Source organism: Enterobacter sp. ECC-219, from assembly GCF_043966805.1.
Classification (GTDB): Bacteria; Pseudomonadota; Gammaproteobacteria; order Enterobacterales; family Enterobacteriaceae; genus Enterobacter; species Enterobacter cloacae_N.
Map to the genome: position 1 here is coordinate 2,855,645 of NZ_CP143680.1, position 25,737 is coordinate 2,881,381.

Here is a 25,737-nt window from a genome sequence, read left to right on the forward strand (position 1 = left end):
TATTAAATGCGCGCTACGTCGAGAAAGATTCGATGTTCTGTCAAGGCTTTATCAAGAGTGGCGATTTTCATTATCGGACGGATGCCAGGGCAGCAAAATGCGCACGGCGAGGCCGCCGGTTTCCGGTAATGACGCGCTAATCTCACCCCCATGCGCCTGACAAATCGCCCGTGCGATGGACAAGCCGAGGCCGCTGCCGCCGGAATGCCGCGCGCGGGACTGCTCCTCGCGGCTAAAACGTTTAAACATTTCCGGTAAAAACTGGGGCGATACGCCCGGCCCGTCATCGGTAAATTCAAGGGTGTAATGCCCGCGGGCGTAGTACAGTGCCACCTCAAGGTGGCCGCCATCGCGTCCGTAACGTAGCGCATTTTCCATGAGGATAGTAACGACCTGTCCCAGGCGGAACGCATCGCCTCTGAAGGGGCAGGTACGCGGGTTACGAAGGATTATCCGGAAATTATGCGCATCAGCCTGGGGCATGATCCAGGCTGCCCGCTCCTGAATCAGCTCATCCAGACAGAACGGCTGGTCCTCCAGCACAAGGTTACCCGCGTCGGCCAACGAGAGAAGGTGGAGCTCATCGGTGAGGCGGTTGAGGTGCTGGAGCTGTTTCATCACCATGCCCAGCTGCGCCGGGCTGGCATCAAACACGCCGTCTAACATGCCTTGCAGACGCCCAATGGCGGCCGTCAGGGGCGAGCGCAGCTCGTGCGCCATCGCGACGTGTGAGGCGCGGAGCTCTTTTTCATAGCGGGCGAGTTGCCCCGTCATGGAGTTAAAATCGGTCGCAAAGCTGACCATTTCCGCCGGTGCATCCTTGATAAGTTCCGCCTGACGGCCAAACTGCCCGTCGGCGACATCCTTTGCTGCATCGCGAAGGCGGCTGAACTGCTGCGCCAGCGGCCGGGCGTGTTTTAGACCCATCACCACAATAAACGGGATCATTACCAGCACCAGCAGGGCCACCGTGACCCAGTCGGCTGAGGCGATAGACGGCGTGGAGTAGCTGAGGCCCCACCAGGTGTCCACAATCGTGTGGAAGCGGGCCGGATTGGCCTGCGGGTTCTGGCTGAGCGTAAGAAACTCCTGCCGGACCGCCGCTGGCATTTTGCCCAATATCCAGTAGTTCTGCACCGCATAACGTAGCCACATGCAGGTGGCAATGACGATCACGCTGCCGATGGCCAGCGCTAAGATGCGGGCGCAAATCCAGCGCCACAGAGACGAGTGCCGGTTTTTTATCATGGCTGTCTGAACCTGTAACCCACGCCGCGAACGTTGATCAGCACGCCGGAAATACCCGCCACTTCGAGTTTTTTACGCAGGTTATAAATATGGGTGTCCACCACGCGCTCCAGCGCCTCGCTTTCCGGCAAGCAGTGTTCCAGTAAATACTGGCGGGAGAACGGGTGCGCAGGAGAACGCAGCAGCGTTGCCAGAATCGAGAATTCCGTTGGCGTAAGATCGAGCATCACAGGCGCGTCGCCGCCGTTATCCACGCTCGCCACAATGGCGCCCACATCCACCTCCAGCGTTTGCCAGCGAAGGATCGCTTCGTCTGTCTCTTTTTTACTGCTGCGCCGCAGCACCGCCTGTACCCGAGCCACCACTTCCCCCGGATGATAAGGCTTCACAACGTAATCATCGGCACCGTACCGCAGGGCCCCAATGCGGTCGGGGGTATCCCCCATGGCCGTGACCATAATCACCGGCACATCGCTTTTACGGCGCACACCAGCCAGCACCTCGGTGCCGTTAAGCCCCGGCAGCATCACGTCCAGCAGGATGAGGTCGGGCTTCCACCGCTGCGCCATATCCAACCCGGAAAGACCGTCTCCGGTAATGGTCACGTCGTAATTTTCACGCCGTAAATAGGCTTCGAGCACGCCAGCCGCATCGGCGTCATCTTCAATAATCAGCACTCTTCTGGACAACATCCGTTCACCTTGACCATTTCTTAACACTATCCCGACGATTCATTGATTCAGCCAAATCATACTGCGCCAACATTATGTGGCCGCCCCTGTATCAGGTGACGCCAGCGTCTGTATGGAGAGCAGTATGATAGCGATAAAAAAAGTCCTGTATATGTCCGTCCCGCTTCTGATGGTCGTGACGTCCGGCGCGCAGGCGGATGATGGCTCCGCGTCCGATTCCTTAACCGTCGGGCTGGGGGGACAGTATGCCCCACGTTACTCAGGCTCAGACAAGCAGGTGTGGCAGGTGGTTCCAGTGCTGCAGGGTCGTAAAGGCGCTTTCTTTATTGATGCGCAAAAAGGGGTGGGATATGACCTGCAAAACGACAGCGGTTGGTACTTCGAACACACGCTGGGCTATGACTTCGGAAGGGCTGAGAAAAATTCTGGCTGGCGTGAGGGCGCAAACAATCTGAAAGGGATGGGGGACATTGATACCACCCTGAATACCGGCCTTGCAGTGGGCTGGCAGGCCGCGCCCTGGCTGAGTGTGGAGGGGAAAGCGACGCTGCCTTTAACGGACAGCCAGGGGGCCAGCTATCAGGCCTCCGTGACGCTAGTCCCCGTACAAAATAACCAGGATACGGTCGCCTTTCAGTCTGCGGCCCTGTTTGGCGACAGCCATTATCTGAATACCTGGTATGGGGTCAGCGAGCAGCAGAGCCGCCGCAGCGGATATCGCCGCTATTCAGCGCCGGGTGGATTTTATGGCGTCGAAACCAGTCTGACCTGGAGCCATCAGTTCGATGCCCACTGGGGGACGGTGCTGAGTGCGGACTATACCTGGCTTGGCGACCATGCCAATGATAGCCCGATTGTGATGCGGCGCAATGAGGGGTCTGCAACCGCCGCTATCACCTGGACATTCTAATTCGCGGAGCGCGATGTGGGCGAGGGGATTATTTCTTCTTATCCATCATCGCTTTTAAATCGGCAAACGGGTTAAAGGTGGCGACGCCCACATCTTTTTGCGCATCTTCACCGGCGACCACGGTGGTGCCGTACTGATCCGCTTCGGTGTATTTCGAATGCTCGTGATCGTGGCAAAACAGGCACAACAGTTCCCAGTTGCTGCCATCTTCCGGGTTGTTGGTATGGTCGTGATCGATATGGTGAACCGTCAATTCACGCAGGTTGGAATAGACGAACTCCCGCGAGCAGCGTCCGCAGACCCAGGGATAGATTTTTAATGCTTTTTCGCGATAGCCGCTTTCCAGTCGCGCGTAGTTTTTAGGGATCAGAGCCATTGCCGGTTTTACCTGCCATGAAAAAAGTGGGGGATATTATATCCCATTATGAAGCGGAATGACGAACCGCTCAATTCCGTCAATTTATTTGACGCTTTCCGTTAAATAAACGGCATTTATTCTCACCGGGTAATGCGTAAAGTAGAGAGAACGCAATGCATTATCAGGACACACTGTTATGAAAAAGATCGGGTTTTTATCATTTGGTCACTGGACGCCTTCTCCGCAGTCCGGCACGCGTTCGGCGGCAGATACGCTGCTGCAGTCCATCGACCTGGCCGTGGCGGCCGAAGAGCTGGGAGCAGACGGCGCGTATTTCCGCGTGCACCACTTTGCCCGACAGCTTAGCTCGCCGTTCCCCCTGCTGGCCGCAATCGGCGCAAAAACAAAAACCATCGAAATCGGTACCGGCGTGATTGATATGCGCTATGAAAATCCGATGTACATGGCTGAAGATGCGGGCGCGGCGGATCTGATTTCCGGCGGTCGTCTGCAGCTTGGCATCAGCCGGGGCTCCCCGGAGCAGGTCATTGATGGCTGGCGTCATTTCGGCTATGTCCCGCAGGAAGGAGAAAACGAAGCGGACATGGCGCGCCGTCATACCGAGGTGCTGCTTGAGGTACTGCGCGGAGAAGGGTTTGCAAAGCCGAATCCACAGCCGATGTTCCCGAATCCTCCGGGGCTGCTGCGCCTGGAGCCTTATTCAGAAGGTTTGCGGGAGCGTATCTGGTGGGGTGCCGGTTCGAATGCGACGGCCGTATGGGCCGCAAAGCTGGGAATGAACCTGCAAAGCTCAACCCTGAAAGACGATGAAACCGGCGAGCCGTTCCATATTCAACAGGCAAAACAGATCCGCGCGTACCGCCAGGCCTGGCAAGAGGCCGGGCATACGCGACAGCCGCGCGTCTCGGTTAGCCGCAGTATTTTTGCACTGATGGACGACCGCGACCGGATGTACTTCGGCGCCAGCCGCAACGACAGCGACAGCGTGGGGTATCTTGATGAGAAAACGCGCGCGATCTTCGGACGCAGCTATGCCGCAGAGCCTGACAAGCTGATAGAGCAGTTGAAAAAGGACGAGGCGATTGCCGAGGCTGATACATTATTACTGACCGTACCGAACCAGCTTGGTGTGGATTACAATGCGCACGTGATTGAGTCCATTCTCAAACATGTCGCACCGGCAATGGGCTGGCGCGATTAGGTATTCCGCCGTCAGCCGTGAGATCGTAATGGAAAATCTGGCCCTCTGGTATCGCCGTTTTGGCGAGCCAGAATCTGTTCTGCAACCTGAAACCGCGTCGCCGGGCGCGCTTGCACCGGGACACCTCCGCGTGCGAATGCTGTTTGCACCGGTGAACGCGTCCGATCTCATTCCCATTACCGGCGCCTATCGCCACAGAACTCCGTTACCCGCCGTCGTGGGGTATGAAGGCGTCGGCGTTGTCATTCAGGCGCCCGCGTCGTTTGCGCATCTGGAGGGTAAACGCGTTCTGCCGCTGCGCGGGCAGGGCACCTGGCAGCGCTATGTCGATTGCCCGGCAGAGTATGCTATCCCCGTTCCGGACGATCTCGATTCATGCCTGGCCGCGCGGGCCTATATCAATCCTCTGGCGGCGCAGATGATGCTGACCCACTATCCACCGCAGGGAAAGCGGGTGCTGCTCACGGCCGCCGGTTCTGATTGCGCCGTTCTGCTCGGGCAGTGGGCGCGTCTGGCGGGGGCTGACGCGGTGTACGGTATTCATCGTTCGCCCGTTCACGCTGAGCGGCTGGCGGCGATGGGGATTGTTCCTGTCGCACAGCATGACATGCAGAAGATCGCCAGCGTCGCCTCGCGTGCCGACGTCGTTTACGATGCAACCGGCGGGGCGCTTGCGGAAGCGATCCTGAACGTGATGCCTGAGCAGGGTATATTTGTCTGCTATGGGCTGCTCTCCGGGCAGACCTTCCGCCAGCAGCGGCCCCTGCCTCGCGTGGCGTGGTTCCATATTCGTAACTATCTGGACAGGCTCAGCGCTGAGGCGTGGCGCGCGGAGTTCGATCAAATCTGGCCCCGGATGCGCGCCAGCGAGTACAGCCCCGGTACGGTATACCCTCTGACGGACTGGCAGAGGGCGCTCAGGGCTTATCGTGAAGGCGGAAGGGCAAGCAAGCCCCTCCTGTCGATGGCGGAATGACGGCTACTGATGGCTCATATCGCTCAGCAGTACGGCGATGCTTTGCCCGCCCGCCGTCTGTTCCAGACCAATCTTCACGATGATGGTCAGAGGAACGGAGAGCAGCATGCCTACGGGGCCGAGCAGCCAGCCCCAGAAAATCAGGGACAAAAAGACGACCAGCGTCGAAAGCCCCAGCCCGCGTCCCATCATTCGTGGTTCAAGAATATTACCGAATACCAGATTAATCGCCAGATAGCCGGCCAGCAGAATCAGCGCATCATAAAATCCGCTGAACACCAGCACCTGAAGAATAGGGGGGATCGCTGCCAGCACGGAGCCGATGTTGGGAATGTAGTTGAGCGCAAACGCCAGTAACCCCCAGACGAACGCAAAGCGAACGTCCAGCGCCACCAGCATTCCCCAGACCACCACCCCGGTAACCAGGCTAATGGCGGTTTTCAGTACCAGATAGCGGGAAACGCTGTCCAGCGCGCGCTGAATAGCCCCCATTCCTTCAACCGGACGAACCATAATTTGCTGTAACTTTGCGGGCAGCTGTGGCACCTCCAGCAGCATGAACACGACCGTTAAAAACAGCAGGAAAATGGAGGTCATGGCATTGGAAAGCTGCGTCAGCAGGCCTGTGACGATCGTCATGGCCGCATTAGGGTCGATATATTTAAGAAGCTCCTCAACGGAGACTTCTATTCCCGCGCGCTGTAGCCAGGGCTCAAGCTGCAGCAGCGGTATCGCCAGCGAGGAGCGGTATTTCGGCAGCGTTCGCGCCAGTTCGTTCAGCGAGGTACCCAGATAAGCAACCAGTAGCACCATGGCGAAAATAATGACGCTAATCAGCAGGGTAATGGCCAGCACGCGCGGGATGCGCAGCCGCGTCATGCGCTGTACCAGCGGGTTAAGGATCACAGCAACGAACAGGGCCAGAATAAAGGGCACAATGATGTCGGCGGCAAAACGAACGCCCGTCAGTATGATCACCAGCATGCCCAGCATGATGACAATTTTTATCCCGTTCAGGGTAATAATGGGTTTAGCCATGGTGACTCCGAAAAACGCTTTTTCTTCATAATAAAGGGTAAACGCCCTGCAATAAACTAACCAAAATCAAACGGGACGGGTAAAGAATTGAAAAGACTTTGAGTAAAATCCTGGCTTATGGTACAAATCTAGCGTGTTCAACTACCGAGGACAATTTTCATCCGCAAAGACGAGAAGCAACAACGCGGATAATTGTAATTTTATGGACAATTTGTTCAGGACGTATTCTTCAAACAACACTGCTGTATTTACCACCTCCTTCTCCCTGCTTGCTGGTGAGCAACACTGGCGCACCGCACTATAGTTATCTCTTCTGCCTGAGCTGGCGCTACGCGCTTAGCTGTCTGATTTAATTTCATATTTTTTGGGTTTGCTGCATGCGGCGGGCCACGATGGATTATATTCTCAAGCAGGAGAAAAACATGTTTTACTGGATCTTATTAGCTCTGGCGATTGTCGCTGAAATTACCGGCACGCTGTCTATGAAGTGGGCAAGCGTCAGCGAGGGTAATACCGGTTTTATTTTAATGCTGGTGATGATTTCACTTTCCTATATTTTCCTTTCGTTTGCGGTGAAAAAAATTGCGCTGGGCGTGGCGTATGCGCTTTGGGAAGGTATTGGTATTTTATTGATTACGCTGTTCAGCGTCCTGATATTTGACGAAACATTAACAACAATGAAAATCGCAGGATTAACGACGCTGGTTGCGGGCATCGTGCTGATTAAATCAGGTACCCGTAAACCGACTAAACAGCAGAAGGAGCAGAACCATGCAACAGTTTGAATGGGTTCATGCGGCCTGGCTGGGCTTCGCTATCGTGCTGGAAATTTTCGCTAACGTTCTGCTGAAATTCTCCGACGGTTTTCGCCGTAAAATATACGGCCTGATGTCGATTGCCGCGGTGCTGGGAGCGTTTAGCGCCCTGTCACAGGCGGTCAAAGGTATCGATCTTTCAGTGGCCTATGCGCTGTGGGGCGGTTTTGGTATCGCCGCCACCCTGGCCGCCGGGTGGGTGCTTTTCGGGCAGCGTTTAAATAATAGAGGCTGGATAGGGCTGATATTGCTGCTTGCGGGCATGATCATGATAAAACTCGCCTGATCAATCGGTAACCCTTACTCACCGACAACTGCGCTGGCTTACTCTTTAGCCAGCGCTTCCAGCTTATCGCGAAAGCCGGTGACGGACAGGGCCCGGTTATCGGCTCGCCAGCGGTCTTTCGCCGCCGGGGCGGAGCTTTGAACGCCAATCAGCTGCCAGCCGTTATCGGTTTTCAGCATCAGCGGTGAACCGCTGTCGCCCGGCAACGTATCACACTGGTGCGAAAGCACGCTGGTTTGTGCCCAGCCCGTCACGATACAGTCCGTGTGGGTGTAGAGCGCATCCAGATGATCGACCGGATAGCCAGACTGCGTCACCTTGCGGTCGGCGGCTTTCAGCGCGGCGGTCAGCGCCGCTTTATCTCCGTCAAACAGGGGCAGCGGCGTAATACCCGAAGGCGGGTAGCGTAAAATAATCAGGCCAAAATCCCATGAGGCTGCCGCGGGCGGCACTATCCAGCCGTCACCATCCGGCTTCAGGCGCTTCCCGAGAGAAGGATCAACCCGGCCTTCAATGCCGTGGATTTCATAGCGCCAGATCCCTTTTTGCGACACAAATCGTAAGGCTACCGCTTTGTCTGGCTTACCGTTGGGTGGCGTCAACAGGCAGTGGCCCGCCGTCAGAGCTAATTGTGGGGTAATCAGGGTTGCAGTACACAGGTTACCGCTGGCGGTTTCCAGTTGCCCGATCGCATCCCAGGGGGCCTGGGTAGGGTCGGAGACGCGAGTACGATCGTCATGACCGAAAAAAAGCGTCTTTAGCTCTTTCGCGCTAATGGCACCATCATCGCCATCATCCGCCTGTGAAAATCCAGAAAAAAGGCCAAACGTTCCCAGCAACAACACAACAGATTTACGCATATCACACTCTGGTGGGGGTAATTATGATTATTAAAAGTGAACCCTATGAAAATACTATAGACGGGACGGCGCTAAAGTGGGAGTAAAATCAGCGTGCTACAGTCAGGAAAGATAAAAATGGCTTGCGATGAGCGCGCATAAAATAAGCAGGATCAGAATCAGCTCAAACCGATAGCGTCGCAGCATACGCCCTCCGGATAAAAAAAACGGCGCAGAACCTTTTCCGGTTCAGCGCCGGTTTACCAACGTGCCCCGCAGGGCACGGTTAAGCTTGTACTCTTACGCAGCTGGCTGTGCAGCTGGTTTAGCAGCTTCGTGTTTTACTGCTTTTTTGTGATGCTTTTTCGCAGCCTGGGCTTTTTGCTCTACGGCTGGTTTAGCCGCTTTTTTATGGTGCTTTTTAGCCGCCTGGGCTTTTTGCTCTACGGCTGGTTTAGCGGCTTTTTTGTGGTGCTTTTTAGCCGCCTGCGCTTTTTGTTCTGCAGCCGGTTTAGCGGCTTTATGGTGTTTCTTGTGATGTACGGTTTTTGCTGGCGCCGCGGTGGTCGTTGCAGCAGGTGCCGCAGCCGCTGGTGCAGCGGTGGTTTCAGCAGCGAACGCAGCAGAAGACAGACCCATAGCAGCGGCAACAACCAGAGCTAATACTTTTTTCATGTTCATACCCTCGAATTTGGTTTTTCATTTAACCCCACTGCGGGGCCGTTGAAATAACTATATCCCTGTAAATTCGGGGTTTCCGTGAGTGATTGGTATCGGCGTGTAACCATATGTACATTGCCGGGGTTCTGCACGGACGACCCCCTCTCACTTGAGGGAGAGGGCTGGGGTGAGGGGGTACATACGGCTCTTTTACTTGAGGTCCCTCACCCCCGGCCAAACAGATTACAAATAGCGCGAGGTCAGATGTTCGCGGAAGTAACGGATATTCAGATCCTCGCCCGTCGCCTGGGTGATTAACTGCGACGTGCTGAAGCGGCTGCCGTGCTGCCAGATGTTCTGACGCAGCCACTCAAAGAGGGCGGAAAAATCGCCTTCAGCGATGGAAGCCTGCAGTCCCGGAAGCGCGGTCTTTGCCGCATGGAACAGCTGCGCGGCATACATCGCGCCCAGCGTGTATGACGGGAAGTAACCAAACCCGCCGTCGGTCCAGTGGATATCCTGCATGCAGCCGTTGCGGTAGTTGTCTTTGGTGGATAACCCGAGCCAGGCCTGCATTTTTTCATCCCACAGGGCGGGGATATCGTCCACCTCGATCTCGCCGTTGATCAGCGCGCGCTCAATCTCATAGCGCAGCACCACGTGTGCCGGGTAGCTCACTTCGTCCGCATCGACGCGGATATAGCCAGGCTTAACGCGCTGGTTCCAGGCAATAAAGTTCTCTTCGCTAAACGCTGCCTGGCTGCCAAAGCGGGCATGTACCGCAGGGAGGAGGTGCTTGAGGAAGGCTTCGCTGCGCCCCAACTGCATTTCAAAGAACAGGCTCTGGGATTCATGGATCGCGGTTGAGCGGGCGAGGGCGATGGGCTGGCCTGCCCACGTACGCGGCAGGTTTTGTTCATAGCGCGCGTGTCCGGTTTCGTGGATCACGCCAAACAGCGCGCTGAGCAGTTCGTCTTCATCATAGCGTGTGGTGATGCGCACGTCTTCCGGAACGCCGCCACAGAACGGGTGCGCGCTTACGTCCAGCCGTCCGCTGTTAAAATCGAAGCCGAGCATCTTCATGGCTTCCAGACCCAGCTCGCGCTGGGTTGCCGTCGGGAAGGGGCCCTGCGGCGGAACGAACGACCGCTGAGCCTGTTTCTCCACCGCGCTTGCCAGCAGGTCCGGCAGCCAGGTTTTCATATCGCCAAACAGCACGTCCAGGCGGGCGCTGGTCATGTCCGGTTCAAAAATGTCCAGCAGCGCGTCGTATGGCGTACAGCCTTTAGCTTCGGCGCGCAGGCGGGCCTCTTCGCGGCTGAGTTTCACCACTTCTTTCAGGTTGGCGGAAAAGCCCAGCCAGTCGTTGGCGGGGCGCTGTGTGCGCCAGGCGTGCTCGCATTTGCTTCCCGCGAGCGATTTGGCTTCCACCAGCGATTCCGGCAGCAGGGTCGCCTGCTGGTAGTGGCGCGTCATTTCGCGCAGATTAGCCTGTTCAACGTCGTTCAGATCTTCTCCTGCTGCGGCCGCTAACAGGTCGCCGACTTTTTTATCGGTCAGGATCTGATGTTGCAGAACGCTCATTTCCGCCAGCGCTTCACCGCGCGCGGCGCTGCCGCCTGGCGGCATCATGGTGAACATGTCCCAGCTGGCGATGGAGGAGAGGTGCGAGAAGCGGGAGAGACGCTGGAAGGTTTTGACAAGTGATTGATAGGCTGATGTTTTTTGCAATTCTTATTTCCTCATGCCAGGGATGTGTTTCATGGAGCATACAATGAAACAGACCAAATTCCCCAACATTTCCCACACGGAGGAAATCTGTGCCGATCTCCTCCGTTGAAACCGTCCCCGGCATTCCGGGAGACGGTTTTCGGTGGGCACTCAGGACTTATCACGCATAACCTGTTGCAGGATCGCCAGCGCCTGGGTGAACTGGGCATCCGGAATCGTCAGCGGATAAAGGAAGCGGATCACGTTGCCGTACTGGCCGCAAATCAACAACAGCAGGCCCTGGGCGAGCGCCTTTTGCTGGATCGCCTGCGCGATGGCGGCCGAAGGTTCACGGCTCTCGGGGTCAAAAAACTCCGCCGCAATCATCGATCCTCTTCCCCTTATTGCCACGAGCGCAGGAAAGCTGCTCTGAATCTCCTCCAGCGTGGCTTTCAGTCGATCGCCCAGATGGCAGGCGCGGGAGCACAGTGACTCGTTGTCGATAATATTCAGCACCGCGTGCGCGGCGGCTACCGCCAGCGGGTTGCCTGCATAGGTTCCTCCCAGACCGCCGGGAGCCGGCGCGTCCATGATTTCGGCACGGCCCACCACGCCGGACAGCGGCATTCCGCCTGCCAGGCTTTTCGCCATCGTCATCAGGTCGGGCTTGTCCGCGTAGTGTTCCATGGCAAACAGTTTACCCGTACGGGCGAAGCCGCTCTGCACTTCGTCAGCAATCATCACGATCCCGTGCTCATCGCAGATGCGGCGGATGGCGGCCACCAGTTCTGGCGGGGCGACGTTGAATCCGCCTTCACCCTGAATGGGTTCAAAAATAATCGCCGCCACCTGTTTCGCCTCAATATCCGCTTTGAACAGGCGCTCTATCGCCGTGATGGCATCCTGCGTCGTAATGCCGTGCAGCTCAGAGGGATACGGCACGTGATAAACCGACCCGGGGAACGGACCAAACCCCAGCTTATAGGGCGCGACCTTGCCGGTTAAGGCCATGGTCATATAGGTTCGGCCATGAAAGCCTCCCCCGAACGCAATCACACCCGGTCTGCCGGTGTGGGCCCGGGCGATTTTAATGGCATTTTCCACCGCTTCCGCGCCCGTTGTGAAGAACGCCGTCTTGGCCGGGCCCTGCACCGGGGCCAGCTCGTTAAGTTTTTCGGCTAAGGAAACGTAGCTTTCATACGGCACAATCTGGTAGGCCGTGTGGGTGAACTGGTGAAGCTGTTTTTCCACTGCGGCCACCAGTTCAGGGTGACGATGGCCGGTATTCAGTACCGCTATCCCGGCGGCGAAATCAATATAGTCATTGCCTTCCACGTCGGTGAGGGTGGCATTCTCCGCCGTGCGGGCAAAGAAATTACACATTACGCCTACGCCGCGCGGGGTGGCAGAAAGTCTGCGCTGATGAAATTCCTGGTTACTCATGTCAGATACCCTTTTGTCGAAACGATCATACGCCAAGACGATCGCGCAGGCTGTAGTACGCCGCGCCCATCGCCGTGAATGGAATCCGCAGGCTGCGACCGCCCGGGAAGGGATAGTGCGGGAGGTTGGCAAACGCATCAAAGCGCTCAGCGTCACCGCGCAACAGTTCCGAGATCAGCCGTCCGGCCAGGTGGGTGCAGGTCACGCCGTGACCGCTGTAGCCCTGCATGTAATAGATGTTCTTGTCCAGACGACCAAACTGCGGCATGCGTGACAGGGTCAGCAGGAAGTTGCCCGTCCAGCGGTAGTCGATTTTGACGCCTGCCAGCTGCGGGAAGGTTTTCAGCAGCTTTGGCATCACCAGGCGCTCGACATCGTCCGGATCGCGCGCGCCATAGACTACGCCACCGCCGTACAGCAGGCGGTTGTCGGCGGTGAGACGGTAGTAATCCAGCAGGTAGTTGCAATCCTCCACGCAGTAGTTATTGGGGATCAGCGTGCGGACGACCGCTTCCGGCAGCGGGGCGGTGGTCACCACCTGGGTGCCGCAGGGCATGCTGCGTTTTGCCAGCTCCGGTTCTATCTTATCGCCCAGATAGGCATTCCCGGCGACGATCACATAGCGGGCCGTCACCTGGCCATGCTGCGTGCTCACCACGGCCGGGCTGGTGTGCTGAATGGCGGTCACCGGGGACTGTTCATACACCCGCCCGCCGTTGAGGCGAATGGCGTCCGCTTCTCCGATTGCCAGGTTCAGCGGATGAATGTGTCCCCCGCTGCGGTCCAGAAGCGCGCCGGTATAGCGTTCGCTGTCAACTTCCCGGCGGATGGCGTTAGCGTCCAGCAGCTCCAGCTGCGTGTTGCCGTAGCGTTCCCAGTTGGCTTTTTGCTCCTCCAGCGTCTCCAGCTGCTTATGGTTTAGCGCCACAAACAGCCCGCCGGGACGATAGTCGCACTGGATCTGGTAGCGCTGGATACGCTCCCGGATGATTTCCCCGCCCTCAAACATCATGCTCCCGAGGACTCTGGCGGCATCAGGGCCGTAGTTTTTCTCAATCACGTCGATATCGCGGCTGTACGAGTTAACCAGCTGGCCGCCGTTGCGTCCGCTGGCACCGAAACCGATGCGCGCTCCTTCAAGGAGCACCACGTCGTAGCCCATTTCGGCGAGATGCAGCGCGGAGGAGAGGCCGGTATAGCCGCCGCCCACCACGCACACGTCACAGCTGATCGACTCGTTTAGCGTCGGGAAAGGTTCGTAAGCGTTCGCGCTGGCCGCGTAGTAGCTGGTGGTATGTTCGGTCATGATTGAGGCTCCAGGGCAATCCAGATGGTTTTCAGTTCGGTAAATTTTTCCAGCGCGTGCAGGGACTTGTCGCGACCGTTGCCGCTCTGCTTATAGCCGCCAAAAGGTACAGTCATATCGCCATCGTTATAGTTATTGACGAAGACCGAGCCTGCTTTCAGACGGCGGCTCATGCGGTGCGCGCGGGAAAGATCGCGGGTCCATACCGCCGCGCCAAGCCCATATTCACTGTCGTTGGCCAGCGTTAAGGCTTCTTCTTCGGTTTTAAAACGGGTGACGACCAGCACCGGCCCGAAAATCTCCTCCCGGCACAGCGGGGAGGCTGGGTCGATGTCGACAAAAATGGTGGGACCGACTGCGGAAGGCCATGCTTGTTCCCGCCCGTCCAGCAGCAGCGTACCTTTCCTTGTTCCCTCGCGAATAAACGTGTGGACGGTATCGGCGTGCGCAGCGTCGATGAGCATTCCCATCGTGCTGTCGGGGTCGAGCGGATCGCCCGGCTGCCAGTGACGGGCCTGCGCTTTTAGCTTTGCCAGGAAGTCATCGGCGATGCTGTCTTCGAGCAGCAGGCGGGTACCGGCGATACAGACTTGCCCCTGGTTATAAAAAATCCCGGCGGCGGTCGCGCTCACGGCCTTGTCCAGGTCCGGACAGTCGGCAAAGATAATGTTGGCGCTCTTGCCGCCCGCCTCCAGCCAGACGCGCTTCATGTTGCTTTCTCCCGCGTCCTTCAACAGCTGCTTGCCGGTACGGGTAGAGCCGGTAAACGTCAGCACCTCGACCTCCGGATGCAGTGCCAGCGCCTGGCCCGCTTCATGGCCGTAACCGCTTATCACATTCAGCACGCCGTCAGGCAGGCCCGCCTCTTTCGCCAGCCCGGCCAGCCGCAGGGCGGTGAGGGGCGATTTCTCCGACGGTTTCAATATCACGCTGTTGCCCGCGATCAGCGCCGGGCCCAGCTTCCAGCAGGCCAGCAGCAGCGGGAAGTTCCAGGGGACGATGGCCGCGACCACCCCGATCGGCTCGCGCACGATCATCGCCAGCTCGCCCGGACCCGTAGGCGCCACTTCTCCGTAGACTTTATCCGCCGCTTCGGCGTACCAGCGAATGGCGCGAGCCGCGCCGGGAATATCGTCGCGCAGGCTGTGGCGGATGGGTTTACCAGTGTCCAGCGTTTCCAGTAAGGCCAGCTCTTCGGCGTGGCGTTCCATCAAATCGGCGAGCTTATTCAGCACGGCCTTGCGCTGCGCCGGAGACGCCTGCGACCAGTCACCGCGCTCAAATACCTCACGCGCGGCCTGAACTGCGCGGTCCACGTCCGCCTGCTTTCCCCGGGCCACGTTCGCCAGCGTCTGTTGGGTAGCAGGATTGATGGTTTCAAACGTGGCGTTATCGGCGGCGTCACAATAGGCACCGTTAATAAATAACCGGGTCTCAATGGCGCTGTTTTTTGCTTTATCCTGCCAGTAAGTCAGGTGCTGAAAATGCATATTCACTCCTTTCTTTCGCAATCAGATAAATAAAGGCATGGCCGTTTCAGGCAATACGAAGCCGTGAGGCATCCCGGGAATTAACCCGTTGAATGCCGACATTGATCGTTTTTATTTGTCCCGGCGTAAGCGTGCTTACGCCGGGACTGAGTGGTTATTAGAACGTGGTGGGGGTGTGGGCACTGATAATGCGGCAGATGCCTGCCGAGGTGTTGCTGAAGCTGTGCGGTATGCCGGTATTAATGGCATAGCTCTGCCCCGCAACCAGGTGATAAGGCTGACCATTAATGGTCAGCACTATTTCACCTTCCAGTATCGTACCGATCTCCTCACCCTGGTGTTTGATCCTCTCTCCGGTCGTGGTTCCAGGCTGGTAAGTTTCAAAAATCATCGCCAGCGTACGGTTCGGATTTCCGTTATGAACCAGCTTCATCGAAACCCCCTGACTGCCTATTTCGATAAGGTCTTCCTGATTAATAACCACCTGCGGTTCATCAGGTTTTTCCGGTTCCGAAAAGAATTCCGAGAGCGACAGCCCATAAACTTTCAGCAGCTTTTGCAGCGTACTGATGGCAGGACTGACTTTGTCCTGCTCAATGGTGCTGATGGCACTGTGTGTTAACCCAGACAGTTCGGCGGCACGCCGCTGCGAGAGACCCAGCTGCTGGCGGATCTCAGACAGACGTTTCCCTGGCGCCAGTCCGTCATCGCTCATAGTTGCATTTCCTTTACGGTAGAGGTCAAAGCCGTTGCTTCTCGGCAATGTGGCTTTGACAGGCGGTGATAAAACCTTCAAACAACATGCGTGACAGGGCGTACTCGCTGCTGTTCCATTCGGGGTGCCATTGCACGCCGAGGGCAAAAGGGTGGTCCTGAACGCTAACCGCTTCGACCAGCCCATCCGTCGAGCGGGCCTCCACGCGAAGCCGTGGTCCTAACGTTCGTGCACCTTGCCCGTGTAACGAGTTTACCCAAAATGTGTTACAGCCTGGTATTAATTGAGACAGCAGTCCTCCCTCCTGAACCTGAACTTCATGAGACGGGGCGTATTGTAGCTCAACCGGCAGTTCAGGGTCTTCCCGGTGCTCAAGCAGGTCGTTCTGCTCGAAAAGGCGGCGATACAGCGTCCCTCCCGTCGCAACAACCATTTCCTGCAGCCCCCGGCAGATGGCGAAAATGGGGATGCGCCTTTCGAGCGCGGCACCAATCAGCGCCATACTCAGAAGATCTCGCCCGGGATCGGCGTCAGGCTCATCGCCGTTTTCACCATAAAGGTGCGGCTGCACGTTACTTGGGCTGCCCGGCAGGTAAATCCCGTCCAGGGTGGGCAGCAGAGCGGTAAGTAGCTCTGGCTCTGCCAGCGCATGCGGTAAGGCAATGGGTAAGCCCCCCGCGTTAATAACGGCATTCAGGTACTTTTCTTGCAGGGTCTGGGTCTCATGACCCTTAAGCCTGTTTCTGCACATCACCACGCCAATAACTGGCTTGTTCATTATATTTTCCATGATCGCCCTCACAAAGTGGACTAAATTTAGGCCATTTTCGCCTGTGAAACGGCCTTTTCGTTCAATATTTTCTCAATCTAGCAACGGGATCTGCCTTTTGCAAACTTAATTTAACATTTGACAAACATTTTATTTGCATACAGATTCGATAGGGTGGACATTATATTTGACAGTCCAGAGCAGCGAACGCAAATCCCAAAAACGGTGGTAAATCATGGAAACCAATATCGTAGAAGTTGAGAACTTTGTGCAGCACACGGACGAGAGGCGGGGCAGCGCCTTTACGCAGGAAGTGAAGCGCTATTTAGAAAAGTATCCTGACACCCAGTTTATTGATGTCCTCCTGACCGACCTGAACGGCTGTTTTCGCGGCAAACGTATCCCGGTTGCCGGACTGAACAAGCTTGAAAAAGGCTGCTATTTCCCGGCATCGGTTTTCGCCATGGACATTTTGGGTAACGTCGTGGAAGAGGCGGGGCTGGGGCAGGAGCTCGGCGAGCCGGACTGTATCTGCGTACCGGTACCGGGCACCCTGACACCGTCCGCCGCCGACCCGGAATACATTGGTCAGGTGCAGCTCACCATGGTTGATGAAGATGGCGCTCCCTTTGACGTTGAGCCGCGGAACGTACTCAACCGACTCTGGCAGCAGCTGCGCCAGCGCGGTCTGTTCCCCGTGGTAGCGGTAGAGCTGGAGTTCTATTTACTTGACCGTCAACGCGATGCCGACGGCTATCTGCAGCCTCCCTGCGCGCCGGGCACCGACGTGCGTAACACGCAGAGTCAGGTCTACTCGGTAGATAACCTGAACCACTTTGCTGACGTGCTGAATGACATTGACGAGCTGGCGCAGCTGCAGCTGATCCCCGCTGACGGGGCCGTGGCTGAGGCCTCCCCGGGCCAGTTTGAGATTAACCTGCACCATACGGAAAACGTGCTCGACGCCTGCGATGATGCGCTGGCGCTAAAACGTCTCGTCAGGCAGATGGCGGAAAAACATAAGATGCACGCCACGTTTATGGCAAAGCCGTATGAAGAGCATGCGGGCAGCGGGATGCATATCCACATCAGCATGCAAAACAACAGAGGCGAAAACGTGCTCGCAGACGCCAGCGGCGAGGATTCCGCGCTGCTGAAACGCGCGCTGGCCGGGATGATCGATCTGATGCCGGCGTCCATGGCGCTGCTGGCACCTAACGTCAACTCCTACCGCCGTTTCCAGCCGGGAATGTACGTGCCGACGCAGGCATCATGGGGACACAATAATCGCACGGTTGCCCTGCGTATCCCCTGCGGCGATCGCCATAACCATCGGGTCGAGTACCGGGTGGCGGGAGCAGACGCGAATCCGTATCTGGTGATGGCGGCGATTTTTGCCGGCATTCTTCACGGGCTGGATAACGATTTACCCCTGCAGGAAGAAGTGGAAGGCAATGGTCTGGAGCAGGACGGGCTGCCGTTCCCGATCCGTCAGAGCGATGCGCTGTGGGAATTTATGCAAAACGATCATCTTCGCGAGCGGCTGGGCGAACGTTTCTGCCACGTATATCACGCCTGCAAAAATGATGAGTTACTGCAGTTTGAACGCCTGATTACCGAAACAGAAATTGAGTGGATGTTGAAAAACGCCTGATGACGAGCCCCGGTAAGGGGCCGCTTTGTTTCATCGCATACGTATCACCAAACGGCCTGCGCGGAGCCTGGCCTAACTGTTCGCTGGCACGCCAGCTATCTCCCGGGAGTCGCGTTATGGAGCGCAGGCGGCACAGGGATTTTCTTAACGACACTGTGTGACGAGGTAGGAAATGATGCAGATGTTCAACTATCCGCAGGGCGAAGGGGGCCAGTCAGGCGCCTGCTGTGAGTGCGAGCGAGAGATGCTGCGCTGGTACGATCGCGTATGTTCTTTACAACTACCCCCTTTGCTAAGCAGGTTTGCGTTAAGGACAACGCGATTGCAAACCACGGTAAGCATGGGGGGGACGGTTTATGGCGACTAACACCTCTCTTGACTCGCCGGGCATGGCCGGAAGAACCCGGCTGCGCAGTTCCCTCAAGCTCTGGCAGGTGGTCATGATGGGCCTGGCTTACCTCACCCCCATGACCGTGTTTGATACCTTCGGCATTGTGTCCGGTATCAGCAATGGCCACGTGCCCGCCTCGTATCTCCTGGCGCTGGCGGGCGTTATGTTTACCGCCATCAGCTACGGCAAACTGGTGCGTCAGTTCCCGGAAGCGGGCTCTGCGTATACCTACACGCAGAAATCGATCGGACCCCACCTGGGCTTTATGGTCGGCTGGTCATCGCTGCTGGACTATCTCTTCCTGCCGATGATCAACGTGCTGCTGGCGAAGATCTACCTTTCCGCGTTGTTCCCGGAAGTCCCTCCGTGGGTCTGGGTGGTGGGGTTTGTGACGATCCTGACGCTGGCGAACCTGAAGAGCGTTAATTTGGTCGCCAACTTTAACACCCTGTTTGTACTGGTGCAGATCGCCATCATGGTGGTGTTTGTCATACTCGTGGTTCATGGCCTGCACAAGGGTGAGGGCGTCGGCACCGTCTGGTCGCTGCAGCCGTTTATCAGCGAGAACGCCCACCTGATCCCGATTATTACCGGCGCGACTATCGTCTGCTTCTCTTTCCTCGGCTTTGACGCGGTCACCACGCTGTCGGAAGAGACGCCAAACGCGGCGCGGGTGATTCCCAAGGCCATTTTCCTGACCGCACTGTATGGCGGGCTGATATTCATTGTTGCCTCGTTTTTCATGCAGCTCTTTTTCCCGACAATCGCGCGCTTTAAGAACCCGGACGCCGCGCTGCCGGAAATTGCGCTGTACGTGGGCGGCAAACTCTTCCAGTCGGTGTTTCTGTGTACCACGTTTGTGAATACGCTCGCTTCAGGCCTGGCCTCGCACGCCAGCGTCTCACGCTTGTTGTATGTGATGGGGCGTGACAACGTCTTTCCGGAGCGGGTGTTTGGCTACGTGCATCCGAAATGGCGTACTCCGGCCCTGAATATCATTATGGTTGGGATAGTGGCGCTGTCGGCCCTGTACTTTGATCTCGTGACCGCGACGGCGTTGATCAACTTTGGCGCGCTGGTGGCGTTTACGTTTGTTAATCTCTCGGTGTACAACCATTTCTGGCGGCGTAAGGGGCTGAACAAAACGTGGAAAGATCGGTTCCACTATTTCCTGCTGCCAATCATTGGTGCCGTAACGGTCGGCGTGCTGTGGATAAATCTTGAAGCGACGTCCCTGACGCTTGGCCTCATCTGGGCGGCGCTGGGGGTCCTTTACCTGGCATGGCTAACGCGCCGTTTCCGAAAACCGCCTCCGCAGTTTAAAGCCGGTAAGATAGAGCAGGCCTGGGATTCCTGAACGTGAAACGGCACCAGTACGCTGGTGCCGTTTATCTGGAGCGCTCTTCTTACCGGGCATCAGCCCGCAAGCTTATTATCTCAAACGTTTGTGAAGACTTCCCCCCACCAGCAGCGCCGCGCACAGCATCAGCGCGATAAACCCGCCCACGCCGTTCCAGCCGTAGTTGTGCCAGAACACGCCCCCGAGGGTCCCGGCGATGCTGGAACCCAGGTAATAGCTAAACAGATACAGCGACGATGCCTGCCCTTTGGCACGACGCGCGCGCGGGCCAATCCAGCTGCTGGCGACCGAGTGTGCGGCGAAGAACCCTGCGGAGAAGAGCAGCATTCCGGCAAAAATCAGCCACAGGGAGGTGAAGAGCGTCAGCAGCAGGCCGACCAGCATCACCACCGTGAAGAACAGCATGACCGGGCCGCGGCCGAAGCGCGCGGTCATCGCCCCGGCTTTCGGCGAGCTCCACGTGCCGGTGAGATAGGCCACGGAAAGCAAACCTACAACGGCCTGGTTCAGATGCCACGGCGAGAGCATCAGGCGATAGCCAATATAGTTAAACAGCGTCACGAAGGAGCCCATCAGCAGGAATCCCATCAGAAATAGTCGCGGTAAACCTTTGTCGCGCCAGTGCAGGCGGAAGTTGATAAACAGCGTTTTCGGCCGCAGAGAGGTCGGGCGGAAATGGCGCGATTCCGGCAGGATTTTCCAGAACATCAGGGCTGATGCCAGCGCAAAACACCCGATTACCGCCAGCGCAATACGCCAGTTAAAGAAGTCCGTGAAGACCCCGCTCAGCAGGCGTCCGCTCATGCCGCCAATCGAGTTCCCGCTGATGTAGAGCCCCATCGAGAAGGCAACAAAGCTCGGGTGGATCTCCTCGCTGAGGTAGGTCATTCCGACCGCCGCCACGCCGCTGAGCGAGAGCCCAATCAGCGCGCGCATCACCAGAATACCGTGCCAGCTGGTCATCATGGTCGAGAGTAACGTGCAGACCGAGGCCAGCATCAGGGCGGTTACCATCACCGGTTTACGGCCAATGGCGTCGGACAGCGGCCCGGTAAAGAGCAGGCCAATCGCCAGCATGCCGGTAGAAACAGACAGTGAAACGCTGCTGCTGGCAGGCGATACGCCAAACTCATGAGAGAGAACGGGCAGGATCGGCTGAACGCAATAGAGCAGGGCAAATGTTGCCAGACCGGCGGAGAAGAGCGCCAGCGTGACGCGCATAAACTGGGGGGTACCACGTTTAATGAACTGGACCGGCTGCGGTGCTGCGGGTAAATCATTGATATCTCTTGCCGGATCGATATCAATAGTAGTTGTACGACTCACACAGTTTCCTTGCTTAAACATCCCCGTGATTTCGGGTGACGGGTATGACCACCTGTTCAGGGTAGGAAAATGTAAATATTCTGTCTAATATATTAATAATCTCAAATGATACCTTAAAAATATGAATATCGAGCTGCGTCATCTTCGCTACTTTGTCGCCGTCGCTGAGGAGCTGCATTTTGGTCGCGCGGCGGCGCGGCTTAATATCTCTCAGCCACCCTTAAGCCAGCAGATTCAGATCCTGGAACAGCAGGTCGGGGCGCGCCTTCTGGCCCGCACCAACCGCAGCGTGAGCCTGACGGCGGCGGGGAAGCAGTTTCTGATCGACAGCCGACAAATCCTGAGCATGGTCGATGACGCCGCCGCCCGGGCGGAACGGCTCTATCTCGGGGAAGCCGGAGAGCTGCGAATCGGGTTTACCTCGTCCGCGCCGTTTATCAGCGCCGTCTCGCAGACGCTCTCGTCATTCCGCCGTCATTTTCCGGATGTGCATATTCAGACGCGCGAAATTAATACCCGCGAGCAGATTGCGCCGCTGAATGAAGGTGCGCTCGATCTGGGGCTGATGCGTAATACCCAGCTGCCGGACACGCTGGCGTGGGAGGTGATCCTGCGCGAACCGCTGATGGCCATGATCCCGCTCGATCACCCGCTGGCGTCGCGTCCGGCGGTCTCGCTGGCAGAGCTGGCAAAAGAGCCGTTTGTCTTTTTTGACCCGCAGGTCGGAACGGGTCTGTATGATGATATTCTGGGGCTGATGCGCCGCTACGATCTGGCGCCGGTCATTACCCAGGAAGTGGGAGAGGCGATGACCATTATTGGCCTGGTTGCCGCCGGGCTGGGCGTGTCGATACTCCCGGCCTCCTTTAAGCGGGTACAGCTGCGCGAAATGCGCTGGGTTGCCATTGCCGAAGAGGATGCCGTTTCGGAGATGTGGCTGGTGTGGTCAAAACATCGCGAACAGAGTCATGCTGCGCAGCGCTTCAAACAGCAGTTAATCCAGGCCTCCGCAGCCTGATTTTTCCCGGGAAAACGGGTAAAAATGTGCGGTAAATCACATGGCTAAGTAAATATTTGACGACACCCATGGAAGTGCTTCACCATAGCCAATAGTTTATTTCGAAGCTCGAAAATAAGGGAGTACGAGGTGGTTGCTGATAGTCAGCCAGGGCATATTGATCAGATTAAGCAGACCAATGCTGGCGCGGTGTATCGCCTGATTGATCAGCTTGGCCCGGTTTCGCGTATCGATCTGTCGCGCCTGGCACAGCTGGCACCTGCCAGTATCACCAAGATTGTCCGCGAAATGCTGGAAGCGCACCTGGTTCAGGAGACGGAAATTCAGGAGCCGGGCAGCCGTGGCCGTCCGGCGGTCGGGCTGGTGGTTGAGACGGAAGCCTGGCACTACCTCTCACTGCGCATTAGCCGCGGAGAGATCTTCCTTGCGCTGCGCGATCTCAGCAGCAAGCTGGTGGTGGAAGACCGGCTTGAGCTACCGCTCAATGCCGAGGAACCGCTCCTTGACGCGATTGTCTCGCACATCGATCGCTTCTTTATCCGCCATCAGCAGCGGCTTGAGCGCCTGACGGCGATTGCCATCACCATGCCGGGAATTATTGATACCGAAAACGGCATTGTGCACCGCATGCCGTTTTACGACGACGTCAAAGAGATGCCGCTGGGTGAGGTGCTGAAAAACCATACCGGCGTGCCGGTCTATATTCAGCACGACATCAGCGCCTGGACGATGGCGGAAGCGCTGTTTGGCGCGTCTCGCGGTGCGCGGGACGTCATTCAGGTGGTCATCGACCATAACGTCGGGGCGGGGGTGATCACCGATGGTCGGCTTCTCCACGCCGGAAGCAGCAGCCTGGTGGAAATCGGCCACACCCAGGTCGACCCGTACGGTAAGCGCTGCTACTGCGGGAATCACGGTTGTCTGGAGACGATTGCCAGCGTGGAAAGCGTGCTGGAACTGGCGCAGGTACGGCTCAGTCAGTCCATGAGCTCCTCGCTGCACGGACAGCCCTTAACGGTGGACTCCCTCTGCGCCGCCGCGCGCCAGGGCGATCTGCTGGCGAAGGACATCATTACCGGAGTGGGGAATAACGTTGGCCGCATTCTGGCTATCATGGTGAACCTCTTCAACCCGCAAAAAATCCTGATTGGCTCACCGCTCAGCCAGGCGGCGGAGATTCTTTTTCCGGCGATTACGGCCTGTATTCAGCAGCAGTCGCTTCCCGCCTACAGCAAAAATATTGCGGTAGAAAGCACCCAGTTTTCCAACCAGGGAACGATGGCCGGCGCGGCGCTGGTCAAAGATGCTATGTACAACGGCTCGCTGCTTATCCGCCTGTTACAGGGTTAACTCTTTTTTGCAGATGTAAGAAAAATTGCGCTATCTCAAGCCGGGTAGCGCACGCATCCCGTAGACTTCCTCCACTGAATTATTTACCTGGTTTATATTTTCGAAGCATACCCAAGAGGTGGAGTGAGTCATGCTTAAGCGTTTCTTTGTTACTGGTACAGATACCTCTGTCGGCAAGACCGTCGTATCCCGCGCGTTGCTGCAGGCGCTGGCAGCAAGCGGTAGACGCGTTGCAGGGTTCAAACCGGTCGCAAAAGGGAGTAAAGAGACGCCAGAGGGATTGCGTAATAAAGACGCCCTGGTGCTGCAAAGCGTCTCGTCGCTGGAACTGCCTTATCACGCGGTCAATCCCATTGCGTTAAGCGAAGAGGAGAGCAGCGTGGCGCACAGCGGCCTGATTAACTACTCCCTGTTGTCCGACGGGCTGGCGAACCTGAGCGAGCAGGTCGATCACGTGGTGGTGGAAGGGACGGGCGGCTGGCGCAGCCTGATGAATGACCTGCGCCCGCTCTCCGAATGGGTCGTGCAGGAGCAACTGCCGGTGGTGATGGTAGTGGGTATTCAGGAAGGGTGCATCAACCATGCGCTGCTGACGGCGCAGGCGATTGCCAATGACGGCCTGCCGCTGATTGGCTGGGTGGCAAACCGCATTAATCCGGGCCTCGCGCACTACGCTGAAATCATCGACGTGCTGAGCACCAAGCTGCCGGGTCCGCTGGTGGGCGAGCTGCCTTATCTGCCGCGCGCCGAGCAGCGCGAGCTAGCGCAGTACATCGATCTCTCTGCCCTCGGTGGCGTGTTGACCGTAGATCGAGTCGTGGCGTAACGTCCGCGACAGCACGGACGCCATCACGCAGGCGACCAGTAAACCGGGCAGTAAAAAATATTGCCCGGTCATTTCACTGACCATCAGCGCCGACATAATGGGCGCATGCGTGGTCGCGGCAAGTAGCGTTGCCATTCCTGCCAGCCCCAGCAGAATCGCCGTCTCAGAGCCCGGCAGCCATAGTGCGAACAGCTGCGCCAACAGCATCCCCGTTGCCATGCCGACAAACAGCGTGGGCGTAAACACCCCGCCCGGCGCGCCCGAACCGCTGCTCGCCAGTACCGCCAGCAGCTTACAGATGAACACCCCGGCAATCACCGACAGCAGCGGCGGCGCGAGCAGAAAAGCCTGAACCACGCTGTAGCCATTCCCCCACACCTTCGGCGTCAGTAGAGACAGCAGCCCGACGATCAAGCCACCAAGCGCCAGCTGCCACGGTGGCGAAAGCCTGAGGCGCAGGAAAAGTCCGTGGCTGAAGGCCATCAGCCACATCAGCAGCGGCCCGCAGAGACCCGCCAGCAGGCCCATGGCGACCAGCAGAGCATAATCGGCCGCGGTGAGAATACCGCTCAGATGGACCGTGTAGAGCGTACCGGCTCCCGGAGCCAGAAGCTGCGTGGTGAGAAGCGCCACCACCGCCGCAATCACCACCGGACCGAGCGAGGCCAGCATTAGCGTGCCAAACAGAATCTCAGCGATGAACAGGCTTCCGGCTAACGGTGCATGGTAGGCGCTGGCCATCCCGGCGGCAGCGCCACAGGCGATCCAGAGCTTCCATTCCGATTTGGGCGTAAAACGACGGGCGAAAAAGGAGGCGGCGAGGGCGGCAAGCAGGATCATCGCACCTTCCCGGCCGATGGCGCTTCCGCTGGCAACGACCAGCAGCGAAGCAAGGGATTTAACGAGGCTGGCGCCGTAGTCAAACTGACCGTCGCCGGTCTCCAGCGCTTCCATATAATCGGTCGGGGCGTGGGGACGCTGGGCGGTCAGGCGCTGCCATCCCCAGAGCAGCAGTCCGGCAGCCAGCCCTCCAAGCGCAGGCGTTAACGCGCGTCGCCAGGGTGAAAGCGACGCGGCGGCATTCACCAGGCTGCCGCTGTCGTTGCTCAGAAGCAGCCACTCCAGCAGGTACATGCTGTGGCGGAACGCCGCAACGGCCAGCGCGGCCAGCACGCCAGTTACGGTGGCAATCAGCAGTCGGCGAAACATCGCGCGGATGTCGGGGTAGGTATGAAGACGTTGCATGGGTCGCGTTTTAACGGGAACGATACGATATTGTGGCGGGAAAACGCGGGGTTAGCAAAAGGTCTGCGTGCGAAAAAGCCGGGCGATGCC

24 protein-coding genes are annotated in these 25,737 nt (G+C 57.6%); 10 read left to right on the forward strand and 14 right to left on the reverse strand.

Annotation, left to right across the window (positions count from 1 at the left end; translation table 11 throughout):
* Positions 1–51 precede the first annotated feature (51 nt).
* Complete coding sequence (locus V1603_RS13585; protein WP_163329101.1) at positions 52–1,248, reverse strand: cell wall metabolism sensor histidine kinase WalK; 1,197 nt, start codon at positions 1,246–1,248, stop codon at positions 52–54.
* On the reverse strand, positions 1,245–1,940 hold the full coding sequence (locus V1603_RS13590) for a response regulator (RefSeq protein WP_192981454.1): 696 nt from the start codon (positions 1,938–1,940) through the stop codon (positions 1,245–1,247). Before V1603_RS13590 ends, V1603_RS13585 begins: the two co-directional genes overlap by 4 nt.
* Positions 1,941–2,064: 124 nt before the next feature.
* Between V1603_RS13590 and V1603_RS13595 the strand changes: the two genes are divergently transcribed.
* Positions 2,065–2,850: a MipA/OmpV family protein gene (locus tag V1603_RS13595; RefSeq protein WP_192981452.1), complete on the forward strand. Its 786-nt coding sequence runs from the start codon at positions 2,065–2,067 to the stop codon at positions 2,848–2,850.
* Between the two features lie 28 nt (positions 2,851–2,878).
* Here V1603_RS13595 and yajD read toward each other — a convergent pair whose 3' ends face one another.
* Positions 2,879–3,226 carry an HNH nuclease YajD gene (gene yajD / locus V1603_RS13600; protein WP_003857471.1) on the reverse strand — a complete coding sequence of 116 codons (348 nt, stop codon included), beginning with the start codon at positions 3,224–3,226 and terminating at the stop codon, positions 2,879–2,881.
* A gap of 178 nt (positions 3,227–3,404) precedes the next feature.
* Here yajD and V1603_RS13605 point away from each other — a divergent pair, with 178 nt between their 5' ends.
* Together V1603_RS13605 and V1603_RS13610 are read left to right on the forward strand one after the other, a co-directional pair.
* The gene (locus tag V1603_RS13605; RefSeq protein ID WP_116340277.1) at positions 3,405–4,430 is read left to right on the forward strand and encodes an LLM class flavin-dependent oxidoreductase; all 1,026 of its coding nucleotides are present in this window, start codon (positions 3,405–3,407) and stop codon (positions 4,428–4,430) included.
* 28 nt (positions 4,431–4,458) lie between these two features.
* Positions 4,459–5,406 carry a zinc-dependent alcohol dehydrogenase family protein gene (locus V1603_RS13610; protein WP_395312762.1) on the forward strand — a complete coding sequence of 316 codons (948 nt, stop codon included), beginning with the start codon at positions 4,459–4,461 and terminating at the stop codon, positions 5,404–5,406.
* 3 nt (positions 5,407–5,409) lie between these two features.
* Here V1603_RS13610 and V1603_RS13615 read toward each other — a convergent pair whose 3' ends face one another.
* A complete protein-coding gene (locus tag V1603_RS13615) occupies positions 5,410–6,444 on the reverse strand; it encodes an AI-2E family transporter (RefSeq protein ID WP_395312763.1) in 1,035 nt (344 codons plus the stop codon).
* 422 nt (positions 6,445–6,866) lie between these two features.
* Here V1603_RS13615 and mdtJ point away from each other — a divergent pair, with 422 nt between their 5' ends.
* Positions 6,867–7,229, forward strand: coding sequence for a multidrug/spermidine efflux SMR transporter subunit MdtJ (gene mdtJ, locus V1603_RS13620; protein WP_116341143.1), 363 nt, complete (start codon positions 6,867–6,869; stop codon positions 7,227–7,229).
* Positions 7,216–7,545 (forward strand): multidrug/spermidine efflux SMR transporter subunit MdtI, encoded by a 330-nt coding sequence (gene mdtI / locus V1603_RS13625; protein WP_395312764.1) that lies wholly within the window; start codon positions 7,216–7,218, stop codon positions 7,543–7,545. The genes mdtJ and mdtI overlap by 14 nt, the downstream gene beginning before the upstream one ends.
* 38 nt (positions 7,546–7,583) lie before the next feature.
* On the opposite strand, the gene V1603_RS13630 is transcribed toward mdtI, so the two are convergent.
* The 8 genes from V1603_RS13630 to puuD form a co-directional block, all read right to left on the reverse strand.
* Positions 7,584–8,405, reverse strand: a complete 822-nt coding sequence (locus tag V1603_RS13630; protein ID WP_163329111.1) for a serine protease — start codon at positions 8,403–8,405, stop codon at positions 7,584–7,586.
* Positions 8,406–8,684: 279 nt separating this feature from the next.
* Entirely contained in the window at positions 8,685–9,059 is a 375-nt protein-coding gene (gene asr, locus V1603_RS13635) for an acid resistance repetitive basic protein Asr (protein WP_032642591.1), read from the reverse strand.
* A 228-nt stretch (positions 9,060–9,287) separates the two neighbouring features.
* Positions 9,288–10,775: a carboxypeptidase M32 gene (locus tag V1603_RS13640; RefSeq protein WP_395312765.1), complete on the reverse strand. Its 1,488-nt coding sequence runs from the start codon at positions 10,773–10,775 to the stop codon at positions 9,288–9,290.
* Positions 10,776–10,925: 150 nt separating this feature from the next.
* The gene (gene puuE / locus V1603_RS13645; protein WP_395312766.1) at positions 10,926–12,197 is read right to left on the reverse strand and encodes a 4-aminobutyrate transaminase; all 1,272 of its coding nucleotides are present in this window, start codon (positions 12,195–12,197) and stop codon (positions 10,926–10,928) included.
* Between the two features lie 25 nt (positions 12,198–12,222).
* Complete coding sequence (locus V1603_RS13650; RefSeq protein ID WP_163329115.1) at positions 12,223–13,503, reverse strand: FAD-binding oxidoreductase; 1,281 nt, start codon at positions 13,501–13,503, stop codon at positions 12,223–12,225.
* Positions 13,500–14,993: an aldehyde dehydrogenase PuuC gene (puuC, locus tag V1603_RS13655; RefSeq protein ID WP_395312767.1), complete on the reverse strand. Its 1,494-nt coding sequence runs from the start codon at positions 14,991–14,993 to the stop codon at positions 13,500–13,502. The genes V1603_RS13650 and puuC overlap by 4 nt, the downstream gene beginning before the upstream one ends.
* A gap of 157 nt (positions 14,994–15,150) precedes the next feature.
* Positions 15,151–15,708: an HTH-type transcriptional regulator PuuR gene (gene puuR, locus V1603_RS13660; protein WP_013096835.1), complete on the reverse strand. Its 558-nt coding sequence runs from the start codon at positions 15,706–15,708 to the stop codon at positions 15,151–15,153.
* A gap of 25 nt (positions 15,709–15,733) precedes the next feature.
* Positions 15,734–16,498, reverse strand: coding sequence for a gamma-glutamyl-gamma-aminobutyrate hydrolase (gene puuD, locus V1603_RS13665; RefSeq protein WP_166710958.1), 765 nt, complete (start codon positions 16,496–16,498; stop codon positions 15,734–15,736).
* 214 nt (positions 16,499–16,712) lie between these two features.
* Between puuD and V1603_RS13670 the strand changes: the two genes are divergently transcribed.
* Both V1603_RS13670 and V1603_RS13675 read left to right on the forward strand, forming a co-directional pair.
* Positions 16,713–18,131 carry a glutamine synthetase family protein gene (locus V1603_RS13670; RefSeq protein ID WP_116340259.1) on the forward strand — a complete coding sequence of 473 codons (1,419 nt, stop codon included), beginning with the start codon at positions 16,713–16,715 and terminating at the stop codon, positions 18,129–18,131.
* A 356-nt stretch (positions 18,132–18,487) separates the two neighbouring features.
* Complete coding sequence (locus tag V1603_RS13675) at positions 18,488–19,879, forward strand: APC family permease (protein WP_395312768.1); 1,392 nt, start codon at positions 18,488–18,490, stop codon at positions 19,877–19,879.
* Between the two features lie 75 nt (positions 19,880–19,954).
* Here the strand turns inward: V1603_RS13675 and V1603_RS13680 are convergent, their stop codons facing one another.
* A complete protein-coding gene (locus tag V1603_RS13680) occupies positions 19,955–21,208 on the reverse strand; it encodes an MFS transporter (protein WP_395312769.1) in 1,254 nt (417 codons plus the stop codon).
* A gap of 121 nt (positions 21,209–21,329) precedes the next feature.
* On the opposite strand from V1603_RS13680, the gene V1603_RS13685 reads away from it, so the two are divergent.
* The 3 genes from V1603_RS13685 to bioD all read left to right on the forward strand — a co-directional run bounded on the left by V1603_RS13685 (position 21,330) and on the right by bioD (position 24,402).
* On the forward strand, positions 21,330–22,226 hold the full coding sequence (locus V1603_RS13685; RefSeq protein ID WP_116340251.1) for a LysR family transcriptional regulator: 897 nt from the start codon (positions 21,330–21,332) through the stop codon (positions 22,224–22,226).
* 129 nt (positions 22,227–22,355) lie between these two features.
* Positions 22,356–23,576 carry a sugar metabolism global transcriptional regulator Mlc gene (mlc, locus tag V1603_RS13690; RefSeq protein ID WP_045401244.1) on the forward strand — a complete coding sequence of 407 codons (1,221 nt, stop codon included), beginning with the start codon at positions 22,356–22,358 and terminating at the stop codon, positions 23,574–23,576.
* A gap of 130 nt (positions 23,577–23,706) precedes the next feature.
* The gene (bioD, locus tag V1603_RS13695) at positions 23,707–24,402 is read left to right on the forward strand and encodes a dethiobiotin synthase (protein ID WP_116340249.1); all 696 of its coding nucleotides are present in this window, start codon (positions 23,707–23,709) and stop codon (positions 24,400–24,402) included.
* Here bioD and clcB read toward each other — a convergent pair.
* Positions 24,337–25,647 (reverse strand): voltage-gated ClC-type chloride channel ClcB, encoded by a 1,311-nt coding sequence (gene clcB / locus V1603_RS13700; protein WP_395312770.1) that lies wholly within the window; start codon positions 25,645–25,647, stop codon positions 24,337–24,339. The genes bioD and clcB overlap by 66 nt on opposite strands.
* Between the last annotated feature and the right edge of the window lie 90 nt (positions 25,648–25,737).

What these genes read in the sequence shown, in the direction of transcription:
- puuE (WP_395312766.1), bottom strand. Translation starts at nt 12,197, where the DNA reads ATGAGTAACCAGGAATTTCATCAGCGCAGACTTTCTGCCACCCCGCGC.
- clcB (WP_395312770.1), bottom strand. Translation starts at nt 25,647, where the DNA reads ATGCAACGTCTTCATACCTACCCCGACATCCGCGCGATGTTTCGCCGA.
- bioD (WP_116340249.1), top strand. Translation starts at nt 23,707, where the DNA reads ATGCTTAAGCGTTTCTTTGTTACTGGTACAGATACCTCTGTCGGCAAG.
- puuC (WP_395312767.1), bottom strand. Translation starts at nt 14,993, where the DNA reads ATGCATTTTCAGCACCTGACTTACTGGCAGGATAAAGCAAAAAACAGC.
- asr (WP_032642591.1), bottom strand. Translation starts at nt 9,059, where the DNA reads ATGAAAAAAGTATTAGCTCTGGTTGTTGCCGCTGCTATGGGTCTGTCT.
- mdtJ (WP_116341143.1), top strand. Translation starts at nt 6,867, where the DNA reads ATGTTTTACTGGATCTTATTAGCTCTGGCGATTGTCGCTGAAATTACC.
- puuR (WP_013096835.1), bottom strand. Translation starts at nt 15,708, where the DNA reads ATGAGCGATGACGGACTGGCGCCAGGGAAACGTCTGTCTGAGATCCGC.
- V1603_RS13605 (WP_116340277.1), top strand. Translation starts at nt 3,405, where the DNA reads ATGAAAAAGATCGGGTTTTTATCATTTGGTCACTGGACGCCTTCTCCG.
- mdtI (WP_395312764.1), top strand. Translation starts at nt 7,216, where the DNA reads ATGCAACAGTTTGAATGGGTTCATGCGGCCTGGCTGGGCTTCGCTATC.
- V1603_RS13670 (WP_116340259.1), top strand. Translation starts at nt 16,713, where the DNA reads ATGGAAACCAATATCGTAGAAGTTGAGAACTTTGTGCAGCACACGGAC.
- V1603_RS13685 (WP_116340251.1), top strand. Translation starts at nt 21,330, where the DNA reads ATGAATATCGAGCTGCGTCATCTTCGCTACTTTGTCGCCGTCGCTGAG.
- V1603_RS13595 (WP_192981452.1), top strand. Translation starts at nt 2,065, where the DNA reads ATGATAGCGATAAAAAAAGTCCTGTATATGTCCGTCCCGCTTCTGATG.
- V1603_RS13610 (WP_395312762.1), top strand. Translation starts at nt 4,459, where the DNA reads ATGGAAAATCTGGCCCTCTGGTATCGCCGTTTTGGCGAGCCAGAATCT.
- V1603_RS13630 (WP_163329111.1), bottom strand. Translation starts at nt 8,405, where the DNA reads ATGCGTAAATCTGTTGTGTTGTTGCTGGGAACGTTTGGCCTTTTTTCT.
- puuD (WP_166710958.1), bottom strand. Translation starts at nt 16,498, where the DNA reads ATGGAAAATATAATGAACAAGCCAGTTATTGGCGTGGTGATGTGCAGA.
- V1603_RS13585 (WP_163329101.1), bottom strand. Translation starts at nt 1,248, where the DNA reads ATGATAAAAAACCGGCACTCGTCTCTGTGGCGCTGGATTTGCGCCCGC.
- V1603_RS13675 (WP_395312768.1), top strand. Translation starts at nt 18,488, where the DNA reads ATGGCGACTAACACCTCTCTTGACTCGCCGGGCATGGCCGGAAGAACC.
- yajD (WP_003857471.1), bottom strand. Translation starts at nt 3,226, where the DNA reads ATGGCTCTGATCCCTAAAAACTACGCGCGACTGGAAAGCGGCTATCGC.
- V1603_RS13590 (WP_192981454.1), bottom strand. Translation starts at nt 1,940, where the DNA reads ATGTTGTCCAGAAGAGTGCTGATTATTGAAGATGACGCCGATGCGGCT.
- V1603_RS13615 (WP_395312763.1), bottom strand. Translation starts at nt 6,444, where the DNA reads ATGGCTAAACCCATTATTACCCTGAACGGGATAAAAATTGTCATCATG.
- V1603_RS13650 (WP_163329115.1), bottom strand. Translation starts at nt 13,503, where the DNA reads ATGACCGAACATACCACCAGCTACTACGCGGCCAGCGCGAACGCTTAC.